Genomic DNA, 18,732 nt, shown 5'->3' on the forward strand with positions numbered 1-18,732 from the left:
CAAGTTAACTGCGCTTTTGACTGACGCGCAGTAAGCTGACCAGCGCCGCGATGCTGGCGAAACAGCCCGCAAGTATCAGCGATGCATGCGTTCCATTGGTGGCAAACAGATTAAACATTAGGGAAACCAATGCTGCGCCTGAGGTTTGCCCCAATAGCCGCGCAGTGCCCAGCATACCGCTGGCACCGCCGCTGCGTTGCGCTGGAGCGGCAGAAATAATCGTATGGTTATTCGGCGCTTGAAATAGGCCGAAACCCGCACCACACAGCACCATGCGCCAGATAATATCTAAATCAGTGGGGTTGGCAGGTAATGTGGCTAACAGGAATAGCCCACTGGCAAACACCGCTAAACCTATCCCTCCCAGTAATCCGGCATGGTAGCGCTCAACCAATCGGCCAGCGATAGGTGCTACCACCATGGTGGCGAGTGGCCATGGGGTTAAAAGCAACCCGGTAGCTACCTCATCACGGCCCAAAACTGTCTGTAGGAAGAAGGGCAGTGAAACCATTGCCAGCATTTGGGCGGCAAAGGAACAGATTGATGTTCCGATCGACAAGGCAAAAATAGGAATACGCAGTAAATCGACTGGCAGTAGTGGGAAAGGCTGGCTAAGTTGGCGACGCACAAAGAAAAAGCCGATGACCAGCAATGCTATCACTTCAGCGGCAATCAGTGTTGGGCTTTGCTCTTGAGCAAAACCACTGATGGCGGTTATCAGTAAACCAAATGTCAGTGCATTCATAATGCAACTGGTGATATCGAAACGGTTACCGTTGCTCTTCATATTGTTGGCTGGCAAGAACTTCATGCCCAGCCCCCAGGCAACCAGGCCTATCGGCACGTTAATGGCAAAGAGCCACTGCCAGGATGCCACTGACAATACTGCTGCTGCTATGGTTGGCCCGGCGGCGGCAGAGACGGCCACAATCAATGCATTAATCCCGATACCGCGACCTAACTGTGCTTTGGGGTAAATAATTCGAATCAGGGCGGTATTGACACTCATCAAGGCGGCGGCACCTAACCCTTGCAGCACGCGCGCAAAAGTCAGTGTCCATAAGGAATCGGACAGGGCGCAAAACAGCGATGTCACACTAAAGACCAGCAAACCGGCCTGATAAACCCGTCGATAGCCAATGATGTCACCCAGTGACGCCATCGAAAGCAAAGACACGGTAATGGCCAACTGATAAGCATTGACTACCCAAATGGAAGTGGCTGGGCTGGCATTCAGGTCACGGGCAATGGTCGGTAATGCGACGTTGGCGATAGTGCCATCCAGCACCGCTATCATAATACCTAAAGCAATAACGACAACTGCGGCATAGCGCTGTGGAACCGGCATTCCATCGGTGGCGGCTGGGGTCATAGGTTTTATCTGTAGAAATAATAAGGTAGGTGAATCTTTCTATGCTAACGACTATTGTGCTTGAATGCATCATCGGCAACAGGGTTATTTGTAAAAGGCCACTTTTACCGCAATGCAATGGTTAAAATCGAGAGGGGATTAAAAATTAGTCAGAAATTTCCTTTGCAAGGCAGATTAACAGCCTGATAAAGCCAGTAATTTGTGAGAATCAGTAAAAACAGAACCGCGATCACGGAAAAATGAAACATCGTTTCTATAATGTGAGATAGTATTAGCCGAACAGGTTCTCCTGCGGGCAAATTTTAATTCTCTGATGATTTTAAGGACTTTCCGGATGGCTAAAGGTAAACAAATCCCCCTGACATTTGATACTTATCAGGATGCCTCTACCGGTGCACAAGTGACACGGCTAACGCCTCCTGATGTGACTTGCCACCGTAACTATTTCTATCAAAAGTGTTTCACCCGTGATGGTAGTAAGTTGTTGTTCGGCGGTGCTTTTGATGGCCCGTGGAACTACTACTTGCTGGATCTTAACACTCAGGTGGCAACCCAACTGACAGAAGGGCGCGGCGACAATACCTTTGGTGGTTTCTTATCACCGGATGACGATGCGTTGTTCTATGTTAAAGATGGCCGCAATTTGATGCGCGTTGACCTTGCTACATTGGAAGAAAATGTGGTTTATCAGGTGCCAGAAGAGTGGGTCGGTTACGGCACTTGGGTGGCTAATTCAGATTGCACTAAGCTGGTCGGTATCGAGATTAAACGTGAAGATTGGCAGCCACTGACCGATTGGAAGAAATTCCATGAGTTCTATTTCACCAAACCCTGCTGCCGCTTGATGCGTGTTGATCTTAAAACCGGCGAATCGACGGTCATTCTGCAAGAAAATCAATGGCTCGGTCACCCAATTTACCGTCCTTACGATGACAGCACTGTCGCGTTCTGCCATGAAGGGCCACACGATCTGGTTGATGCTCGCATGTGGCTAATCAATGAAGATGGCACGAATATGCGTAAGGTGAAAACCCATGCTGAAGGCGAAAGCTGTACCCATGAGTTCTGGGTGCCAGATGGTTCGGCTCTGGTGTATGTTTCCTACTTAAAAGGTAGCCCAGACCGCTTTATCTACAGTGCTGATCCAGAGACATTGGAAAATCGTCAACTGACCTCAATGCCAGCATGTTCGCATCTGATGAGCAACTATGATGGTTCGTTGATGGTGGGTGATGGTTCTGATGCGCCGGTAGATGTACAAGACGATAGCGGTTATAAGATTGAAAATGATCCTTTCCTGTATGTTTTCAATATGAAGAATGGCACTCAGCATCGCGTTGCACGCCACGACACTTCATGGAAGGTGTTTGAAGGTGACCGCCAGGTAACACATCCACATCCATCCTTTACACCCGATGATAAGCAAATCCTCTTTACCTCTGATGTTCACGGTAAACCCGCACTATATTTAGCCACATTGCCTGAATCAGTTTGGAAATAGTTGAATTTTGCACTAGCCTCTTTCTTGGAAAGAGGCTAATTTGCTGTCTGCAAGGCTTTTATCCGATTATTCACATTGGTTTATTGCACAGTCTCGCGACTTCCCTTTATAATAAAACCACTGTTCTATTTTTTTTAAAACAAATTGTTTTATAAAACACAGAAAACTGAGTAGGGTAACCAAAAAATGGCTATTGCAGATTTAGATAAACAGCCCGACTCTGTTTCGTCGGTTCTGAAAGTTTTTGGCATCTTACAAGCATTGGGTGAAGAACGGGAAATAGGTATTACCGAACTTTCTCAACGTGTAATGATGCCTAAGAGTACAGTGTACCGCTTCCTACAGACCATGAAATCCTTGGGCTATGTTGCACAGGAAGGCGAATCAGAGAAATACTCCCTCACTCTGAAGTTATTTGAGTTAGGGGCGAAAGCATTACAAAACGTCGATTTGATCCGTAGCGCTGATATACAAATGCGTGAGTTATCCAATGAAACTCGTGAAACTATTCACTTGGGTGCGTTGGATGAAGATAGCATTGTTTATATCCATAAAATCGATTCTATGTATAACCTACGGATGCATTCCCGTATTGGCCGTCGTAATCCTCTGCACAGCACCGCCATTGGTAAAGTGCTGTTGGCATGGCGTGACCGTGGTGAAGTAGAAGAGATCTTGTCTCATATCGAATTTACCCGTAGCACTAAGCATACGCTGGATAGCGCGGCAGCACTGTTGCCGGTGTTGGACCAGGTGCGTGAGCAAGGCTTCGGCGAAGATGTTGAAGAACAAGAAGAAGGTTTACGCTGTATCGCTGTGCCTGTTTTCGATCGTTTTGGTGTCGTCATTGCCGGTTTAAGTATTTCATATCCGACATTGCGTTTCTCTGAAGATAGCAAAAGCGATATTGTGAAGTCTTTACATCGTGCAGCGCGCAATATTTCAGAGCAGATGGGTTATCGCGATTATCCTTTCTGAGGGATCTTTCCACTAGAGTAAATACTGTATAATTATTGGATATTTTTAATCAGCTGTTAATTATAACTATTTATTCCTTCCCATCCCAAACGGCTCCTCTTACCAGGAGCCGTTTTTTTATTGATAGATAAGTTACTCAACATTCATATGAATAGATCGAGGCGTTTGAGTATTATCCGATGATATTAGTTATTATTTAAATATACTGTTGATGGCTCATTTAATTCTGTAGGTTCACTATAACCGTGCTTAAGCATAATTATAGGGAGAAAAGGAATGAGGAAGTTATTAAGCACAGGATTATTGCTGTTGTTGGCGGGTTGTAGTAGCCCCCATCGTGATAATCCGCATCAATTGATTGACCGCGGTGAATATAAAGTCGATACCAGTATTCCCTCCGTAGCTAAAAATGAGCGGGTGAGATTTTTGGTGCTTCACTACACGGCAACAGATGATGCTGAATCACTGAGACTGCTGACTCAAGGGGATGTTAGCGCTCATTATCTGGTAAAAACGCACCCTGAAAGTCTTGATGGCAAACCTATTGTTTTACAACTGGTTCCCGAATCACAGCGCGCATGGCATGCGGGTGTCAGTTATTGGCAGGGGCGGAATAGTCTCAATGATACCTCTATAGGTATTGAAATCGTCAATAGGGGCTTCACTGAGAGGATGTTACGTAGAGAGTGGTATCCTTACAATGAATCGCAGATTGAATTGATTGAGCGGCTAACCAAGGACATTGTTGAGCGTTATAATATTGAACCAGCGAATGTTGTTGCTCATAGCGATATAGCACCATTGAGAAAATCTGATCCCGGCCCGTTATTTCCCTGGAAACGCCTGGCAGATCAGGGCATAGGGGCTTGGCCAGATGACGCGACGGTCACAAAGTATATTGCTGGGCGCAATAAGCACGACATGGCATCTGTCAGTATTATTCAGCAAGCGCTGGCGCGCTATGGTTATCAGATCCCGCAAAGCGGCGAGTTGGATGATGAAACCCGACAAGTTATCAAAGCATTTCAGATGCACTTTAGGGCGCAAGATTTCAGCGGTATACCGGATGTAGAAACGGAAGCTATTGCATTGGCATTGGTCGAAAAATATCGTCCCTTTCATCCTTAAAGTCATTGGGTGTTAGCTGTATCTCAGTGATACATTTGTTAAAAACAAAAAGCCAGTCATAAATGACTGGCTTTTCACATTGTCACGCTAAAGAGTGGTATTTACTGATGGGCTAAATCGCCATCATCATCACTGTTCAGAATGTCTTTATCTGTTTGTTTCATCAATTGACTGGTAATGGTACCGGCGGTCATTGAACCGCTGACGTTCAATGCTGTACGGCCCATATCAATCAATGGTTCAACAGAGATAAGTAGAGCCACCAGAGTGACCGGCAAGCCCAGAGCCGGTAATACGATAAGTGCTGCGAAGGTCGCACCACCGCCAACGCCTGCAACACCGGCTGAGCTGATGGTGACAATGCCGACCAGTGTCGCAATCCATACTGGATCTAATGGATTAATCCCAACAGTGGGGGCCACCATCACGGCGAGCATTGCAGGATAAAGCCCCGCACAACCATTTTGGCCGATAGTCGCCCCGAAGGAGGCTGAGAAGCTGGCGATAGATTCAGGAACCCCTAAACGGCGCGTTTGCGCTTCAACATTCAGTGGGATGCTGGCAGCACTGGAACGGCTGGTAAAGGCAAAGGTCAGCACCGGCCATACTTTGCGGAAGAATTTCAGCGGATTGATACCAGTGAAAGACAACAGCACCGCATGCACCACAAACATAATTGCCAGGCCCAGATAAGAAGCAACAACAAAGCTGCCCAGCTTGATGATGTCTTGGATATTAGAACCCGCAACCACTTTAGTCATCAATGCCAATACGCCGTAAGGAGTCAGTTTCATCACCAGACGAACGAGTTTCATCACCCAGGCTTGCAGCGTGTCGATAACCACCAGCACACGTTGACCTTTCTCCACATCATCTTTCAGTAATTGCAGGGAAGCTATTCCCAGGAATGTGGCAAAGATAACCACACTGATGATTGAGGTTGGGCTAGCGCCGGTCAAATCGGCAAACGGGTTTTTCGGGATAAAGGACAGCACTAGCTGAGGAACGGTCAGGTCAGTGACTTTTCCAAGGTAATTGCTTTCGATAGCAGTCAAACGCGCTGATTCTTGTGTTCCTTGCACAAGGCCATCGGCAGTTAAGCCAAACAGGTTGGTAACCAATACGCCTACCAGTGCTGCGATTAACGTGGTGAAGAGCAATGTGCCAATGGTTAATACACTGATTTTACCCAGAGATGCGGCATTATGCAGTTTGGCGACAGCGCTCAAGATAGAGGCAAATACCAGTGGCATAACAATCATTTGCAGTAATTGCACATAGCCATTACCGACGATATTAAACCAAGTGATAGACTCTTTCAGCACTGGATTGTCTGCACCATAGACCCATTGCAGGCCCAGACCAAAGAGTACGCCCAACCCCAGACCTACCAAGACTTTCTTGGACAGACTCCATTGCTTATGCCGGGTTTGTGCCAATAGTAATAGCAGTGCTACGAATAACAGCACATTAATCACAAGCGGTAGGTTCATCCCCAAATCTCCAAATTATTATTTTAAATACTGACTGCATATTCAGTTGCTATTTATGTCCAGAATAGAGCCAGGCACAGTCAACTGTGCAATTAGCCGCGTATGGTAGCAGTTCCTAAGAAGGCCTACTTATATCCAAAAGGAATGGTATATAAACTTTTGCAATGATTTGTATGAATCCCATACAAATTGGTGATTATTTACCCATTAAAATGTGATCATAATCGAAAATTTTTCAATTGCTCCATATAGGATAGCAGGGGGATCGTGGTATCAGTTTGCCAATAGACGGAAAAACAAACTAATAGAACACATAATACGCGTTCTAATTGATTCCCTTTTTGCGGACGTAATAGTGGAATAGTAAAACGCCAACGGCATGGCCATAAAAGTGGAACTCCCGCAGGTGTAATCATATCGGCTAACAGATGACTGAAATAGCCAACAATCATCGCGTGGAATGCATCCGCGGGAATGATCCCATCGCGGGAGATATCCATTTGAAATAGTGCGATACCGCCAATGACGGCCAACAGACTATGAGTGAATCCGCGATGACCAAATGCCCGAGCAATAGGGGTTGATATCCACTTTAGCCGCTGCCCGAGGATTGATTTGGGGTGATCGATATCTGGCAGCAAGGAAGTTAACAGGGCGCCGGGTATAATATGCCACCAATCGCCATTTGCCAGTTCGGGTGTAAGACCGACTTTTTTGGCAAAAATAACGCAGGCGACAGAAAAAATAAGGTGTCCTTCCCCTGTCATACTTGAATTCCGAATCTGTAGCTGTTGATTTATCCAGTATATGAGATTTTTAATGTCATGAATAGCCGTTACGCTGTAACTAAATGTCTCATTTTAGGTGAGTTAAGAAAGGGTAATTTAACCTAAAGCTTTGTAATGTATGTGGAGAGATAAAAAAAGGGGAAAAGTGACCGGGAGTCAGCTTTTCCCCAAAGTAATACGGGTATGGGCATAATTAACAAATAATGATGAGGGTACTAATAACTACAGGTTACGAACGACAACACATCAATTACAAGGTCAGAATTTAGAAGCTGTACTGCACACCGACACGGTAACGAGTTTGGCGCTCATCAGTGGTTTTGCTGCCAGCAACGTTGCCGATGGCAACATATGGCTTCCAGTTTTTATCCCATTTGTAAGCGACTTTCAGGTCATGACTCCACTCTTCTTTCTCTTTATTAGCGAGAATTTCGTCTTCGGATTTCTTGTAGTTCAATTCATATTCTGCTGAATAGTTTTTCAAGAAGTTGTAGGCAAACAGCATAGTGAACTCATGGCCTTTCTCGGTTGCTTTAGTCTGAGCAGGCTGGTTACGCTTGTAATATGGGCGATAACGCAGTGATGTTGAGAAGTCATCAGTAAAGGACACTTTACCGCGCAGGTAAGGGCGGTAGTTATTAGAATCAGAAGAAGATTCTAATGAGAAACCAGGCTCCAATTGGAATGTTTTATTGAATTGGTAAACATAACTGGCAACCACTTCGGTGCCATTACTCACTTGCTCATTAAATGGTTTATTCGGTGTGGTATCGGAGCTGTGCTGGCCCCATTTCCCTTCCAAAGACAGACCAAAGCCATTAGCAAAACGGTTGGAAATCAGTAAACGATCTTTATGATCAGATTTACTTGTATCTTTCATTTCATGCCGGTAGTCAATTGTTGTTGCAACAGAACTAAAGCTGATTACGGATGCCACTGCCAGAGTCAGTAATTTAAATTTCATTTTTATATAATCCCAGGGTTATGGTTATTTAAATAAAAAGTCATTAACAAATTTATAAAAAATCAACATACGGTTGGAAAACAATTTCACGAACAAAGAAACAATGTTTCATTTATTGTGAATGCACATTCTATTTATATTATTAAATATTTATGTGATCCAGATCTGTGTTGATGATTATTTTTTTAAACAGATATTAAATTGTGATGTCGGTCTAATTGGCTATTATTTTATGGTTATAAAACAAAAGAACCCCGCCAAATTAATGGCAGGGTTTAATAGATACTTAAGTTAAATTAAATAACTTTATTAACGCATAGCACGTTTCAGAATACGATCACCTTGTTTGTTAAAGTATTCTGCAGTTTCTTGTACGGTCTTCTGGCCATAATCGATATATTGAATTGCATCACCGAACAGTGAAACAATTTGCGGGTCATCAAAGTATGGTGAAGTGGTCATTTTATGTGGCAATTCCAACGCCATATTTAAACCGGCAACAGAAGGATCTTCATCTTTAATGACACCACTGGCACGCAATTGCGTTACCGCCGTAGCACTCAATGGCACGCCACGCTCCAGACCTAATGCTTCAACCCCTTCTTTACTGTTAAGTAAGAAGTTGATTAACATCGCACTTTCTTGTGGATGCTTGGTTGATTTACCAATTGACAGCATCTGTGCTGGTTTAAAGAATAAACCGGCATCTTTTGCTCCTGGCAACATTGGATATGGACCAAGCACCAATTTAGCCGGTTTGGTCAGGTTATCGGAATACTTGGTTATGGTGGAGTTCCACATATAAGTACCCGCCCACTCTCCATTAATCCATGGCTTCATTTCATACATATTGCTCTTGCCGAATGAAGCATAGTATTTGGTGGATGGCATAACATGGCTATCTACCATGGTTTTATACATGGTAAAGAATTCAACCCACTGCTCAGGCGAATAAGCAAATTTCTTATTAGCTTCATCAATAGTAGGAATGTTGTATTTCTGTGTCATATAAGAGCGGATTAACGCTAAAGTATCCTGATGCTCTAATACCACTGGATAATATTGATCACCCAGTTTTTCTTTAAATACTTTACCGGCAGCCAGTAATTCATCCCATGTTTTTGGATATTCTAAGCCAGCTTTAGACCAGGTCGCATCGTTGAAATAGAAGATACGGGCTGTTACTGAAATTGGAATACCATTCAACTTGCCATTAACGGTGGTTTGTTGCAGTTCTTTCGGGTCGAATTGTGCTAAATCTAATTGCTCTTTTACATTAAACAAATTATAGAAGCCAGTGCCGTCTTTAGAGAAAATAGGCAACCAGTTCCAGTTAGTTTGCATAACATCGGGTTCAGTACCACCGGCAATCTGAGTTGTCAGGCGAGATAAGTGACCATCCCAACCGGTGTATTCTGCTTTAACATTAATATTCGGATGCTGTTTATGGAATTCTTCTAATGCTTTCAACGTTACCTGGTGACGACCATTCCCGCCCCACCATGACATACGTAAATTAACTTCATCCTGTGCTGCAAAGGCTTGATGTGATAATAGTGCCAGAGTGGATGCTATCAGCGTGTGTAGGATCGCTTTTTTCATTGGGTACTGCTCCTGTTAAAGAGAGATATTTTTTTCTGTTTTTGCATCAAAGATATGGCATTTATCCATATCAAACTGGAAGTACACGGTGCGATGCAGACCATTTTCGATAATAGGTCGTGCTTCGTCAGACGGCAGACGACAGGTCAGCTCAAAGTCATCAACTTTGATATACATAAAGAATTCGTGACCCATGTTTTCCACACGGACTAATTCACCTTGTGAGTGATTATCACTAAATGGATTCATAGACATGCTGACGAACTCAGGACGTACACCAAAGAACACTTTTTCCCCGGCGTGGGCAGCGACTTTGGCTTGCTGTCTTTCATTCAATACCAGGGTGTATTGACCGACTGTCAGGCCAACTTTCCCATCTTTTTCTACCAGCGTGCTCGGTTTGATATTCATTTCCGGCGCGCCGATAAAACCGGCAACAAACATATTGGTAGGGTAGTGATAGAGATTATCTGGGGTATCGACTTGCATAATATGACCCAGTTTCATCACACAGATTCGGTCACCCATGGTCATTGCTTCAGTCTGGTCGTGGGTAACGTAAACTGTGGTTGCTGCTTTACCGCTTTTCTTCAACTGCTTATGTAAATCGGAGATACGGATACGCATGGAGGCGCGCAGTTTGGCATCCAGGTTTGATAACGGCTCGTCGAACAAAAACACATCGGGCTTTTTAACAATGGCGCGACCAACAGCCACACGCTGTGCCTGACCACCAGACAACTGACGCGGCAAGCGGTCAAGCAGGTCTTCAAGTTCCAAAATTTTAGCTGCTTCAGCAACTTGTGTTTCAATTTGGTCTTTTGGCAATTTGCTCAACTTCAAGCCAAAAGCCAGGTTTTCTTTTACGGTCATGTGCGGATACAGCGCATAGTTCTGGAACACCATGGCAATACCACGGGATTTTGGTGCCAGATTATTGACCACCCGATCACCAATTCGTACTTCACCATCACTGATGGTTTCCAGCCCAGCCAACATACGCAGGGTAGTGGATTTAGCACAGCCAGATGGGCCAACAATCACCATAAATTCGCCATCATGGATCTTCAGATCAATGCCATGAACTGCGCGGAAACCGTTGGAGTAAACTTTGCCTAATTTGTTGAAAATGACTTCAGCCATGATAAATCCTCTATTAACCTTTAATTCCGCTGCTGGTTACGCCTTGCACGAAGTAGCGTTGAGCCAGGAAGAAAACAATGATGGACGGCAGAATGGAGATGCTCGCCATTGCCAGAATTTCGTTCCAAGGTGCGCCTTCGGTCACGTCAATTGACATCTTAAGAGCCAGCGCTATCGGGTACTTATCTACGCTGTAGACGTAAATCAGTGGGCCGATAAAGTCGTTCATTGACCACATGAACTGGAACAATGCCACGGAGATAATGGCTGGCTTCAAGATTGGCACTACCACGTACCACAACACCTGGAAGGAGTTACATCCGTCGATTTGTGCTGCTTCTTCCATATCGCGAGGAACACCGCGCAGGAACTGAATAAGCATGAAGACGAAGAATCCTTGTGTCGCAAACGCCAATGGCAGATACAGCGGCATGTAGCTATTCAGCATGCCCATTTCACGGAACATAATGTATTGAGGAATCAATAACACGGTACTTGGCAGCAACATGGTGGTGATCAATGTTGCGAACCAGAATTTCTTCCATGGAATTTCAAAGCGCGCAAAACCATACGCCACGATGGTGGAAGAGATAATGGTCAGGATGACTTTCGGGATAACAAACTTAAAGGTGTTAAGCATGTAGTGACCGAAATTATATTCCGTACCGGTTTTCCAACCGTTAACGAAACCATCCCGCGTTGGGTGTTCTGGCCATAATCCTAATGTGGTGAAAATTTCATTATTAGGCTTAAAGGCTGCTGAGAACATCCACAACAGTGGGTAGAGCATCATCAGTCCGACAATAATCAAAATAACGTAGCGGAAAATGGCACTGACTTTTGCTTTACGTAATGTGCGGCTAACTTCCGCATCAGCAATATCCTGCGCCAGATCTAATTTCTTCTGGTGGGAGTTTTGTACGTCAGTCATTTTTTCCTCCTTTATCGGCGGAGTAGAAGACCCAATATTTAGATGATTTAAATGCAATTGAGGCAAAGAGAGCGACTACCAGGAATAATATCCAGGCCAGTGCTGCACCATATCCCATATCAAAGTATTTAAACGCCGTGTCATATATATAGAGCGAGAATAAGTAGGTGTAATGGGTTGGCCCACCACCGGTTATGACATAAGGCGCGGTAAATTCCTGGAATGCCTGTGTGGTTTGCATAATAAAGTTGAAGAAAATAACCGGCGTAATTAACGGCACGGTAACTTTCATAAACATTTGCCATTTAGAGGCACCATCTATCATGGCAGCTTCATATTGTGACTGCGGTACGTTCTGCAATGCGGCCAGGAAGATAACCATGGCAGAACCAAACTGCCAAACACGCAGTAATGTCACTGATGTCAGCGCCAGCGCTGGCTCTCCCAGCCAGTTGATCGGGTCAAACCCGAGCACACCGATAAAGCCATTAAGTAGACCATCAATGGCAAATAGTGCGCGCCATAACACTGCAATAGCTACGCTGCTGCCGAGAATTGATGGAATATAGAATGCGGTACGGAAGAAGCCAATACCACGTAATTTAAAGTTCAGTACAAAAGCGATCCCCAGAGCAAATGCTAATTTTAATGGAATAGTCAGAAACACATAAGCGAAAGTGACGCCCATGGATTTCCAGAATAAATCATCTTCAAGGAACATATGACGATAATTCTCGATCCCGTTATAAACGGGAGGGTTCATTAAGTCATACTCAGTAAAACTGAGAAAGAAAGATGATACAAAGGGGAAAGCCGTGAATATTATCAACCCTATTATATAAGGTGATATATAGGCTAACCCCAGCATTCTGTTTTCATTCATAATGCTTACCTATTTTTAATAACATGAAAGATAAATAAAACTACTGATTCAAAAGCGTCGGATAAATAAAATCGATGTCATACAGAGTGCGGCTTTCGCCGTTCACCCGATAATCTCCATGGATGTAACCACCATTGGTAATAAATTGAGGTATTGCTGCCAACTTATTCTGTTTCGCGGCAATCAAGGTTAATAAAGCTAATGCAATCGGATTGTCGATACGGAAATAACGGTGTTCCGCCGATTCGACAAACAGGCCGCGATGGTAATGTTGTTGAAATAAGTCATTCCCTATTTGCCAGGCCAATGCGAATAATTGGCTGCATTGGCAATGCTCAGCCAGTTCAACTAAGGCCAGTAGCAGATAAGGGGAGGCGGCTGGTTTTTTGTCGTCCATCAGTGCCGCACGACGTTGTTGTTTGTTTAATTCAGCTAACTGCCAGCGGTGCAGTAAGACCGCAATCAAATCCAGCAGCTCGTCATCTTCACTGGCTCGCCAGGCTCTAACCAGTGGCAGCAGGTAATCTACTTCTAATGGGAATGGCGAGATAACCTTACCTTTAGCGCCATAATAGCCATCGCGCTGTAAGACATAGCCGCTCATATCCTGCCCATCGTTCCATAACGGGCGCAATGTATTACTCTCGACGTCATAGGCGAAACGATAGTAATTTTTTAACCCGTCAATCACCCATTGCAGAACTTCTGCATCCGGCTGTTGGCGCAAGATATCCAGCATTGCCAATGGGTTATCAATCAATAATGGCCGCATGTCACGGAATAAGACATTGGCTTCACGGGCAATCTCACCAAACTCAGGGCCGAACTGGCGCTTGGCACGGTCGCCATACCAGGATTGGGTTTGGTTATCATCTTCCGGTATCGGCCGGCGCTGTTGTGGCGAACTGAATTGATAAACCGGCAGTCCTGTTTCAGGATTGCGGGCCAAGACGTATTGACGGTATAAATGTTTGCCCCAGGCAGCCGCTGCGATGTCGCCGGTATACTCAGCATATTTATATGCAGCGTAAATGAGATCAGTACCTGCGTTAACAAAGGTCAGGCCTTTAGTTTCGGGTAGCTGTGGCCAGACTTGCGGATTCACCACGTCATGACGTGCATGGGTGAAAACATGTGGGTCACGTTGCTTGTCATAACTACCATGGCGGCCCAGATCCAGCGTTTGCCAGTCTTCGACGTGGGCATGCCAGAAACCCTGTAGGAAATTAAGTGTTTTTTCCCGATCGACATTGAGCAGCAAGTCGTAATAGGGTAGGTGGTGTTTAAGTTCATGCACTTGCGCTTTCGACTCTGGGCCTTCAGTTTTTAATGTGTCCAGATTCAAGAAGCGGTGACCGCCCCAATAAAACAGCCCGCTTTGCTCATGAACACCGTGTTGCATGAAATAGCTGCTTTGTACCCGCGCTTGTTGATGATATTGCGGGTCTTGCGTCACCAGACTGAGTGCATCCAATGTACGCAACCAGTTCTGTTGACTGGCAAAGTTAGATATCGGAACATGACGACCATCTGGAAATTGCCAGACCACAGGTTGGTGAGTCAGGACATCAAAACCATCGGCCATCAACGGGGTAGGGTTCTGATTGCTATGGCTAACAGACTGGACTAAATCAACATAGCTTCGGATAGCACTGAGCCAGTTAATCATCACTGCGTCGCTGCCTTTAATGTTGCCGACAAAATCCATTACCGTAACCCCATCATAGAAATGTTAGGTCGGAACCGGTTTATGGTTCCTTATAAATAGAAACATCGTTTCAATCTATTATATTTGTATTTACTGGCGAGTCATTGGGCGAATGACAAAAGTGTGATCGGAGTCGGAACGTTGTTTTGAATTTTTTATTTTTGCAGTAATGGCAAGGTTTTTGGCAGCGCTGTGTTTGTTAACCATTTGATAAATAAGTAATAAAAAAGGCACAACTGCTGTTGTGCCTCAATAGAGTTTTGAGCTGGAATATGGCGAATAACCGTAGGAAATAATCCTTAACTCAAATTAGTAATATTTATTGGTTTAGCGAGCCAACCAGCCGCCATCAACAGCGATAGTGTAACCACTGATATAGTCAGATGCTTTGGAAGCCAGGAAGACCACTGGGCCTTTCAGGTCATCAGGCAAGCCCCAACGGCCAGCCGGGATGCGATCAAGGATCTCTTTGCTGCGCTCTTCATCTTTACGCAACTGCTGAGTGTTGTTGGTTGCCATGTAACCCGGTGCTACAGCGTTCACATTGATACCGTGTTTAGCCCATTCGTTGGCTAACAGGCGAGTCACGCCCATTACCGCACTTTTCGAGGCTGTATAAGAAGGAACACGGATACCGCCCTGGTAAGACAGCATCGAAGCCACGTTGATGATTTTGCCGCCAGTGCCTTGCTTGATAAATTGCTTGGCAACCGCCTGAGACATAAAGAACACCGTTTTGATGTTCACGTTCATCACATCATCCCAGTCCTTTTCGCTGAAGTTGATCGCATCTTCGCGGCGGATAATACCGGCGTTATTGACCAGGATATCGATTTGGCCAAATTCAGCAATGGCGCGTTCCAACAGGGCAGGGATGCCATCGATTTTGCTCAGATCAGCCGTCAGGCTTAAGAAGCGGCGACCTAAAGCCGTCACTTTCTCGATAGTCTCTTTTGGCTCAACAATATTCACACCAACGATATCGCAACCTGCTTCGGCTAAACCAATCGCCATGCCTTGGCCCAAACCTGTGTCACAGCCGGTAACCAGAGCAATTTTACCCTTTAACTCAAAGGAATCTAAGATCATAGCTAACATCTCTCTCAAGGCGGCCAAAGAGTACCGCGATTATAATATTAGGGAGAAAACCGCCCAAAGGACGGCTTTGGTAGGGTGATGCTTAACGCCGTTGGCAAACATTTAGCGCAGTTCGCTAACGGCAATATGGTCCATATCACCGAAGACCTGGTTTTCACCGACCATGCCCCAGATGAAGGTGTAACGTTTAGTACCCACACCTGAATGGATAGACCAACTTGGTGAAATAACTGCCTGCTCGTTATGAACCAGCAAATGGCGAGTTTCCTGCGCCTGGCCCATCATGTGGAAGACGGCTGTTTCTTCGTCCATATCAAAGTAGAAATACACTTCCATGCGCCGGTCGTGGGTATGACAGGGCATTGTGTTCCAGAGATTGCCGGGTGCCAGCTTGGTCAACCCCATGGTCAGTTGGCAGGTTGGCAACACATCGGGCACGATGTATTTATTGATAGTGCGGCGATTACTGGTCGCGTCATCACCCAATGTTTGCGGTGCGGCCTCTGCCAGTGTGATTTTCTTATTGGGATAAGTGGTATGTGCTGGTGCGCTGTTGTAATAGAACTTGGCAGGCCTGGTAGCATCGAGGCTACTAAACGCAACATCTATAGCGCCTTTGCCTACATACAGCGCTTCTTCATTACCAATTTCGTAAACCTGCCCATCAACCGAGATAAGGCCCGGCCCGCCAATATTGATAACACCCAATTCGCGGCGCTCTAGAAAATAACTCACACCTAATTGCTTGCCCACTTCATCACCAATGCTGACCGTTTTCTCGACTGGCAAAATACCGCCCACAATGATTCGGTCGATGTGGCTATAGGTCATGGTGTATTCATCTGCGACGAAAATATTTTCAATCAGAAATTCACGACGCAGACCTGCGGTATCGAGTTGCTTTGCGTGGTCACTATGAATGCTTTGACGAATTTGCATGTCGGTGCCTCTCTTTCGGTTCGGACCGGTGTTTCTTTTGATGTGGTGATGATAGTATTTGCGGGAAGTTAATTCAATAAAAATGAAATGATGTTTTATTATTTTTTGAGGGACGTCATGATTTTTGGATTAATTATGCTTGAACTGCAGATTTTGGCCGTAGAATGGGCCGAATTCAGCGTAAAACTGTGACTAGGCTACAGCAGAAACCATTTTGCATAATAATGAGGAGAAACAATGAAGATGTTCTTTATTAATGATGAAACGCCTTGGGAAGAGTTAGGCAATGGCATTAAACGCAAAGTTATGACCTGGAGCGACGATCTGATGATGGTCTGCGTTCACTTTGATAAGGGCGCTATTGGTGTGGCGCACAAGCATGATATTCATGACCAGATTGCTTATGTAGCGGCCGGTAGTTTTGAAGTGGAAATCGAAGGGCAAAAACGTATTTTGAAAGCGGGTGATGCCTATCGTGCGGTTAAAAACGAGATGCATGGTGCAGTATCACTGGAAGACAACAGTATTTTGATCGATACCTTTAATCCTAAGCGGGATGATTTCCTGTAAAACGTATTCAGGCGGCTGGGTATTCACTTCAGCCGCCTTGATTAACGCCACAGCATTAGCCGCTGATAAAGTTATCGTCACCTAAATCAGTCGTGGCAAAACCGTTTATCACGAAATATCTTCTTTACGTAACTGTTCCAGCGACTCCAACTGTATATCTGCTAAGACCCAACGAGGGTCGGCCCGGTATTCAACTGTAGGGATGACAATAGAGCGCATACGTGCGGCTTTAGTGGCAATCATCCCATTGACTGAATCCTCCAGCGTGACACATTCCAGAGGGTCGACACCCAGATCAGATGCCGCATTCAAATACACTTCTGGGTGCGGTTTACTGTAGGGCAGGTATTCTGCTGACACCAGGCGGTCGAAGTATTTTTCAATATTTAACATTGCCAGAACGCGCTTTTGCATATGCAGCGGCGAAGCCGATGCCAGACCAATTTTCAACCCTTGTGCGCGGCACAGCTCCAGCGCATATTCCACTCCGGGCAGCACCGGTTTGGTCTCTTCCACTAAATCTATTGCGCGGGCAATAATACGTTTGCACACTTCTGCCTGACTTGGCCCTTGCCATGGCATGGACTGGAACCAAAGTTTCACCACTAAATCGATGCGCAATCCAAGGGTATCGGGTAGGGAGTCTCTCGACGAGGTATCCAGCCCCAGCTCGGTGAAAATATCAAGTTCAGCCTGTAGCCATAACGGCTCCGAATCAATTAGCAAGCCGTCCATATCGAAAATTGCGGCCTTAATTGCGTGAGGGGTCGCCATTTATTATTTCTCCTGTTTGGTTTCTAGCTACTGATTGAACACTCTATCATTGGTTCATGGTGATTGAACCGGCAGAACACAATTCTCTGTCTTTCTTACAGTATAATTTATTAACTTAATGATATTGCGCTGGATGAGCTAGGCTTGAATTTACGTTAATCGTAAGAAGTTGCGCAAATTTCTGCACAAGACCGGGATGCAGCAGGTAAACTAAGGCCACATAAGTGGTGGTATTTACAAGGAGAAGTCATGACCTATCAACAGGCTGGGCGTGTCGCTATTATCAAACGGATAGCCGGGTGGCTCGTATTTATTCCAGCGCTGCTGTCAACATTGATTTCAATTATCAATTTTGCCTATCAATATAGTCAAAAAAGCACCGGAATTAATGCGGTTATGCTGGATTTTATCCACGTTATGACCGATATGATCCGCTTTAACACGACTTTTCTGGATATCTTCTGGTACAACTCGCCCGTGCCTGATTTCGAACAAGGATTTTCAGCATCGAATATCATGTTCTTCATTATTTATATGCTGATTTTCGTGGGCTTGTCATTACAGGCATCGGGTGCGCGCATGTCACGACAAGTACGGCATATTCGCGAAGGCATTGAAGACCAGATGATTTTGGAGCAGGCGAAGGGCAGTGAAGGGCGCACCCGTGAGCAATTAGAAGAGAAAATAGTCTTACCGCATCACACTATCTTTTTGCAGTTCTTTACCTTATATATCCTGCCATTAGTCATCGGTGTGGTGTTCTATTTTGTTATTAAACTATTAGGATTGATGGCTCAGGGGTAATAATATTACCCAATAGCACTGGCGTATCATGATGAAAAGGCCCATCACTCAGGGCC

The 18,732-nt window shown here is 45.1% G+C and carries 17 protein-coding genes; 5 read left to right on the forward strand and 12 right to left on the reverse strand.

The features are described 5' to 3' along the window. Positions 1-4: 4 nt before the first annotated feature. Positions 5-1,372 carry an MFS transporter gene (locus HU019_RS05585; protein ID WP_174847561.1) on the reverse strand — a complete coding sequence of 456 codons (1,368 nt, stop codon included), beginning with the start codon at positions 1,370-1,372 and terminating at the stop codon, positions 5-7. Between the two features lie 334 nt (positions 1,373-1,706). Between HU019_RS05585 and ogl the strand changes: the two genes are divergently transcribed. From ogl to HU019_RS05600, 3 genes are all read left to right on the forward strand, one after another. Continuing rightward, positions 1,707-2,873, forward strand: a complete 1,167-nt coding sequence (ogl, locus tag HU019_RS05590) for an oligogalacturonate lyase (RefSeq protein WP_174847562.1) — start codon at positions 1,707-1,709, stop codon at positions 2,871-2,873. A gap of 186 nt (positions 2,874-3,059) precedes the next feature. Beyond that, positions 3,060-3,851, forward strand: coding sequence for a DNA-binding transcriptional regulator KdgR (kdgR, locus tag HU019_RS05595; protein ID WP_005164952.1), 792 nt, complete (start codon positions 3,060-3,062; stop codon positions 3,849-3,851). A 276-nt stretch (positions 3,852-4,127) separates the two neighbouring features. Then, entirely contained in the window at positions 4,128-4,979 is an 852-nt protein-coding gene (locus tag HU019_RS05600; protein ID WP_174847563.1) for an N-acetylmuramoyl-L-alanine amidase, read from the forward strand. Between the two features lie 101 nt (positions 4,980-5,080). Here the strand turns inward: HU019_RS05600 and HU019_RS05605 are convergent, their stop codons facing one another. From HU019_RS05605 to kduI, 10 genes are all read right to left on the reverse strand, one after another. Next, positions 5,081-6,472: an L-cystine transporter gene (locus HU019_RS05605; protein WP_174847564.1), complete on the reverse strand. Its 1,392-nt coding sequence runs from the start codon at positions 6,470-6,472 to the stop codon at positions 5,081-5,083. A 218-nt stretch (positions 6,473-6,690) separates the two neighbouring features. Next, a complete protein-coding gene (locus HU019_RS05610) occupies positions 6,691-7,239 on the reverse strand; it encodes a metal-dependent hydrolase (protein WP_174847565.1) in 549 nt (182 codons plus the stop codon). Positions 7,240-7,525: 286 nt separating this feature from the next. Further along, the gene (locus HU019_RS05615; protein ID WP_005161701.1) at positions 7,526-8,224 is read right to left on the reverse strand and encodes an oligogalacturonate-specific porin KdgM family protein; all 699 of its coding nucleotides are present in this window, start codon (positions 8,222-8,224) and stop codon (positions 7,526-7,528) included. Positions 8,225-8,533: 309 nt separating this feature from the next. After that, positions 8,534-9,826 (reverse strand): ABC transporter substrate-binding protein, encoded by a 1,293-nt coding sequence (locus HU019_RS05620; RefSeq protein WP_050077557.1) that lies wholly within the window; start codon positions 9,824-9,826, stop codon positions 8,534-8,536. Positions 9,827-9,841: 15 nt separating this feature from the next. Next, complete coding sequence (locus tag HU019_RS05625) at positions 9,842-10,969, reverse strand: ABC transporter ATP-binding protein (protein WP_174847566.1); 1,128 nt, start codon at positions 10,967-10,969, stop codon at positions 9,842-9,844. 13 nt (positions 10,970-10,982) lie between these two features. Further along, positions 10,983-11,900, reverse strand: a complete 918-nt coding sequence (locus HU019_RS05630) for a carbohydrate ABC transporter permease (RefSeq protein ID WP_174847567.1) — start codon at positions 11,898-11,900, stop codon at positions 10,983-10,985. After that, entirely contained in the window at positions 11,893-12,783 is an 891-nt protein-coding gene (locus tag HU019_RS05635) for a carbohydrate ABC transporter permease (RefSeq protein ID WP_174847568.1), read from the reverse strand. The genes HU019_RS05630 and HU019_RS05635 overlap by 8 nt, the downstream gene beginning before the upstream one ends. Positions 12,784-12,823: 40 nt before the next feature. Continuing rightward, positions 12,824-14,491, reverse strand: coding sequence for a pectate lyase (locus HU019_RS05640; RefSeq protein WP_174847569.1), 1,668 nt, complete (start codon positions 14,489-14,491; stop codon positions 12,824-12,826). A 327-nt stretch (positions 14,492-14,818) separates the two neighbouring features. Beyond that, a complete protein-coding gene (gene kduD, locus HU019_RS05645; protein WP_005161658.1) occupies positions 14,819-15,580 on the reverse strand; it encodes a 2-dehydro-3-deoxy-D-gluconate 5-dehydrogenase KduD in 762 nt (253 codons plus the stop codon). Positions 15,581-15,691: 111 nt separating this feature from the next. Beyond that, positions 15,692-16,528: a 5-dehydro-4-deoxy-D-glucuronate isomerase gene (gene kduI, locus HU019_RS05650; RefSeq protein ID WP_174847570.1), complete on the reverse strand. Its 837-nt coding sequence runs from the start codon at positions 16,526-16,528 to the stop codon at positions 15,692-15,694. Between the two features lie 237 nt (positions 16,529-16,765). Here kduI and HU019_RS05655 point away from each other — a divergent pair, with 237 nt between their 5' ends. Next, on the forward strand, positions 16,766-17,098 hold the full coding sequence (locus tag HU019_RS05655) for a cupin domain-containing protein (protein ID WP_005170147.1): 333 nt from the start codon (positions 16,766-16,768) through the stop codon (positions 17,096-17,098). A gap of 108 nt (positions 17,099-17,206) precedes the next feature. On the opposite strand, the gene hxpB is transcribed toward HU019_RS05655, so the two are convergent. Continuing rightward, complete coding sequence (gene hxpB / locus HU019_RS05660) at positions 17,207-17,872, reverse strand: hexitol phosphatase HxpB (RefSeq protein WP_174847571.1); 666 nt, start codon at positions 17,870-17,872, stop codon at positions 17,207-17,209. A 249-nt stretch (positions 17,873-18,121) separates the two neighbouring features. On the opposite strand from hxpB, the gene HU019_RS05665 reads away from it, so the two are divergent. Then, positions 18,122-18,676 carry a YniB family protein gene (locus HU019_RS05665; protein WP_174847572.1) on the forward strand — a complete coding sequence of 185 codons (555 nt, stop codon included), beginning with the start codon at positions 18,122-18,124 and terminating at the stop codon, positions 18,674-18,676. Positions 18,677-18,732 lie beyond the last annotated feature (56 nt).

The sequence above is a fragment of the Yersinia artesiana genome (assembly GCF_902726545.1).
GTDB classification, from domain to species: domain Bacteria; phylum Pseudomonadota; class Gammaproteobacteria; order Enterobacterales; family Enterobacteriaceae; genus Yersinia; species Yersinia artesiana.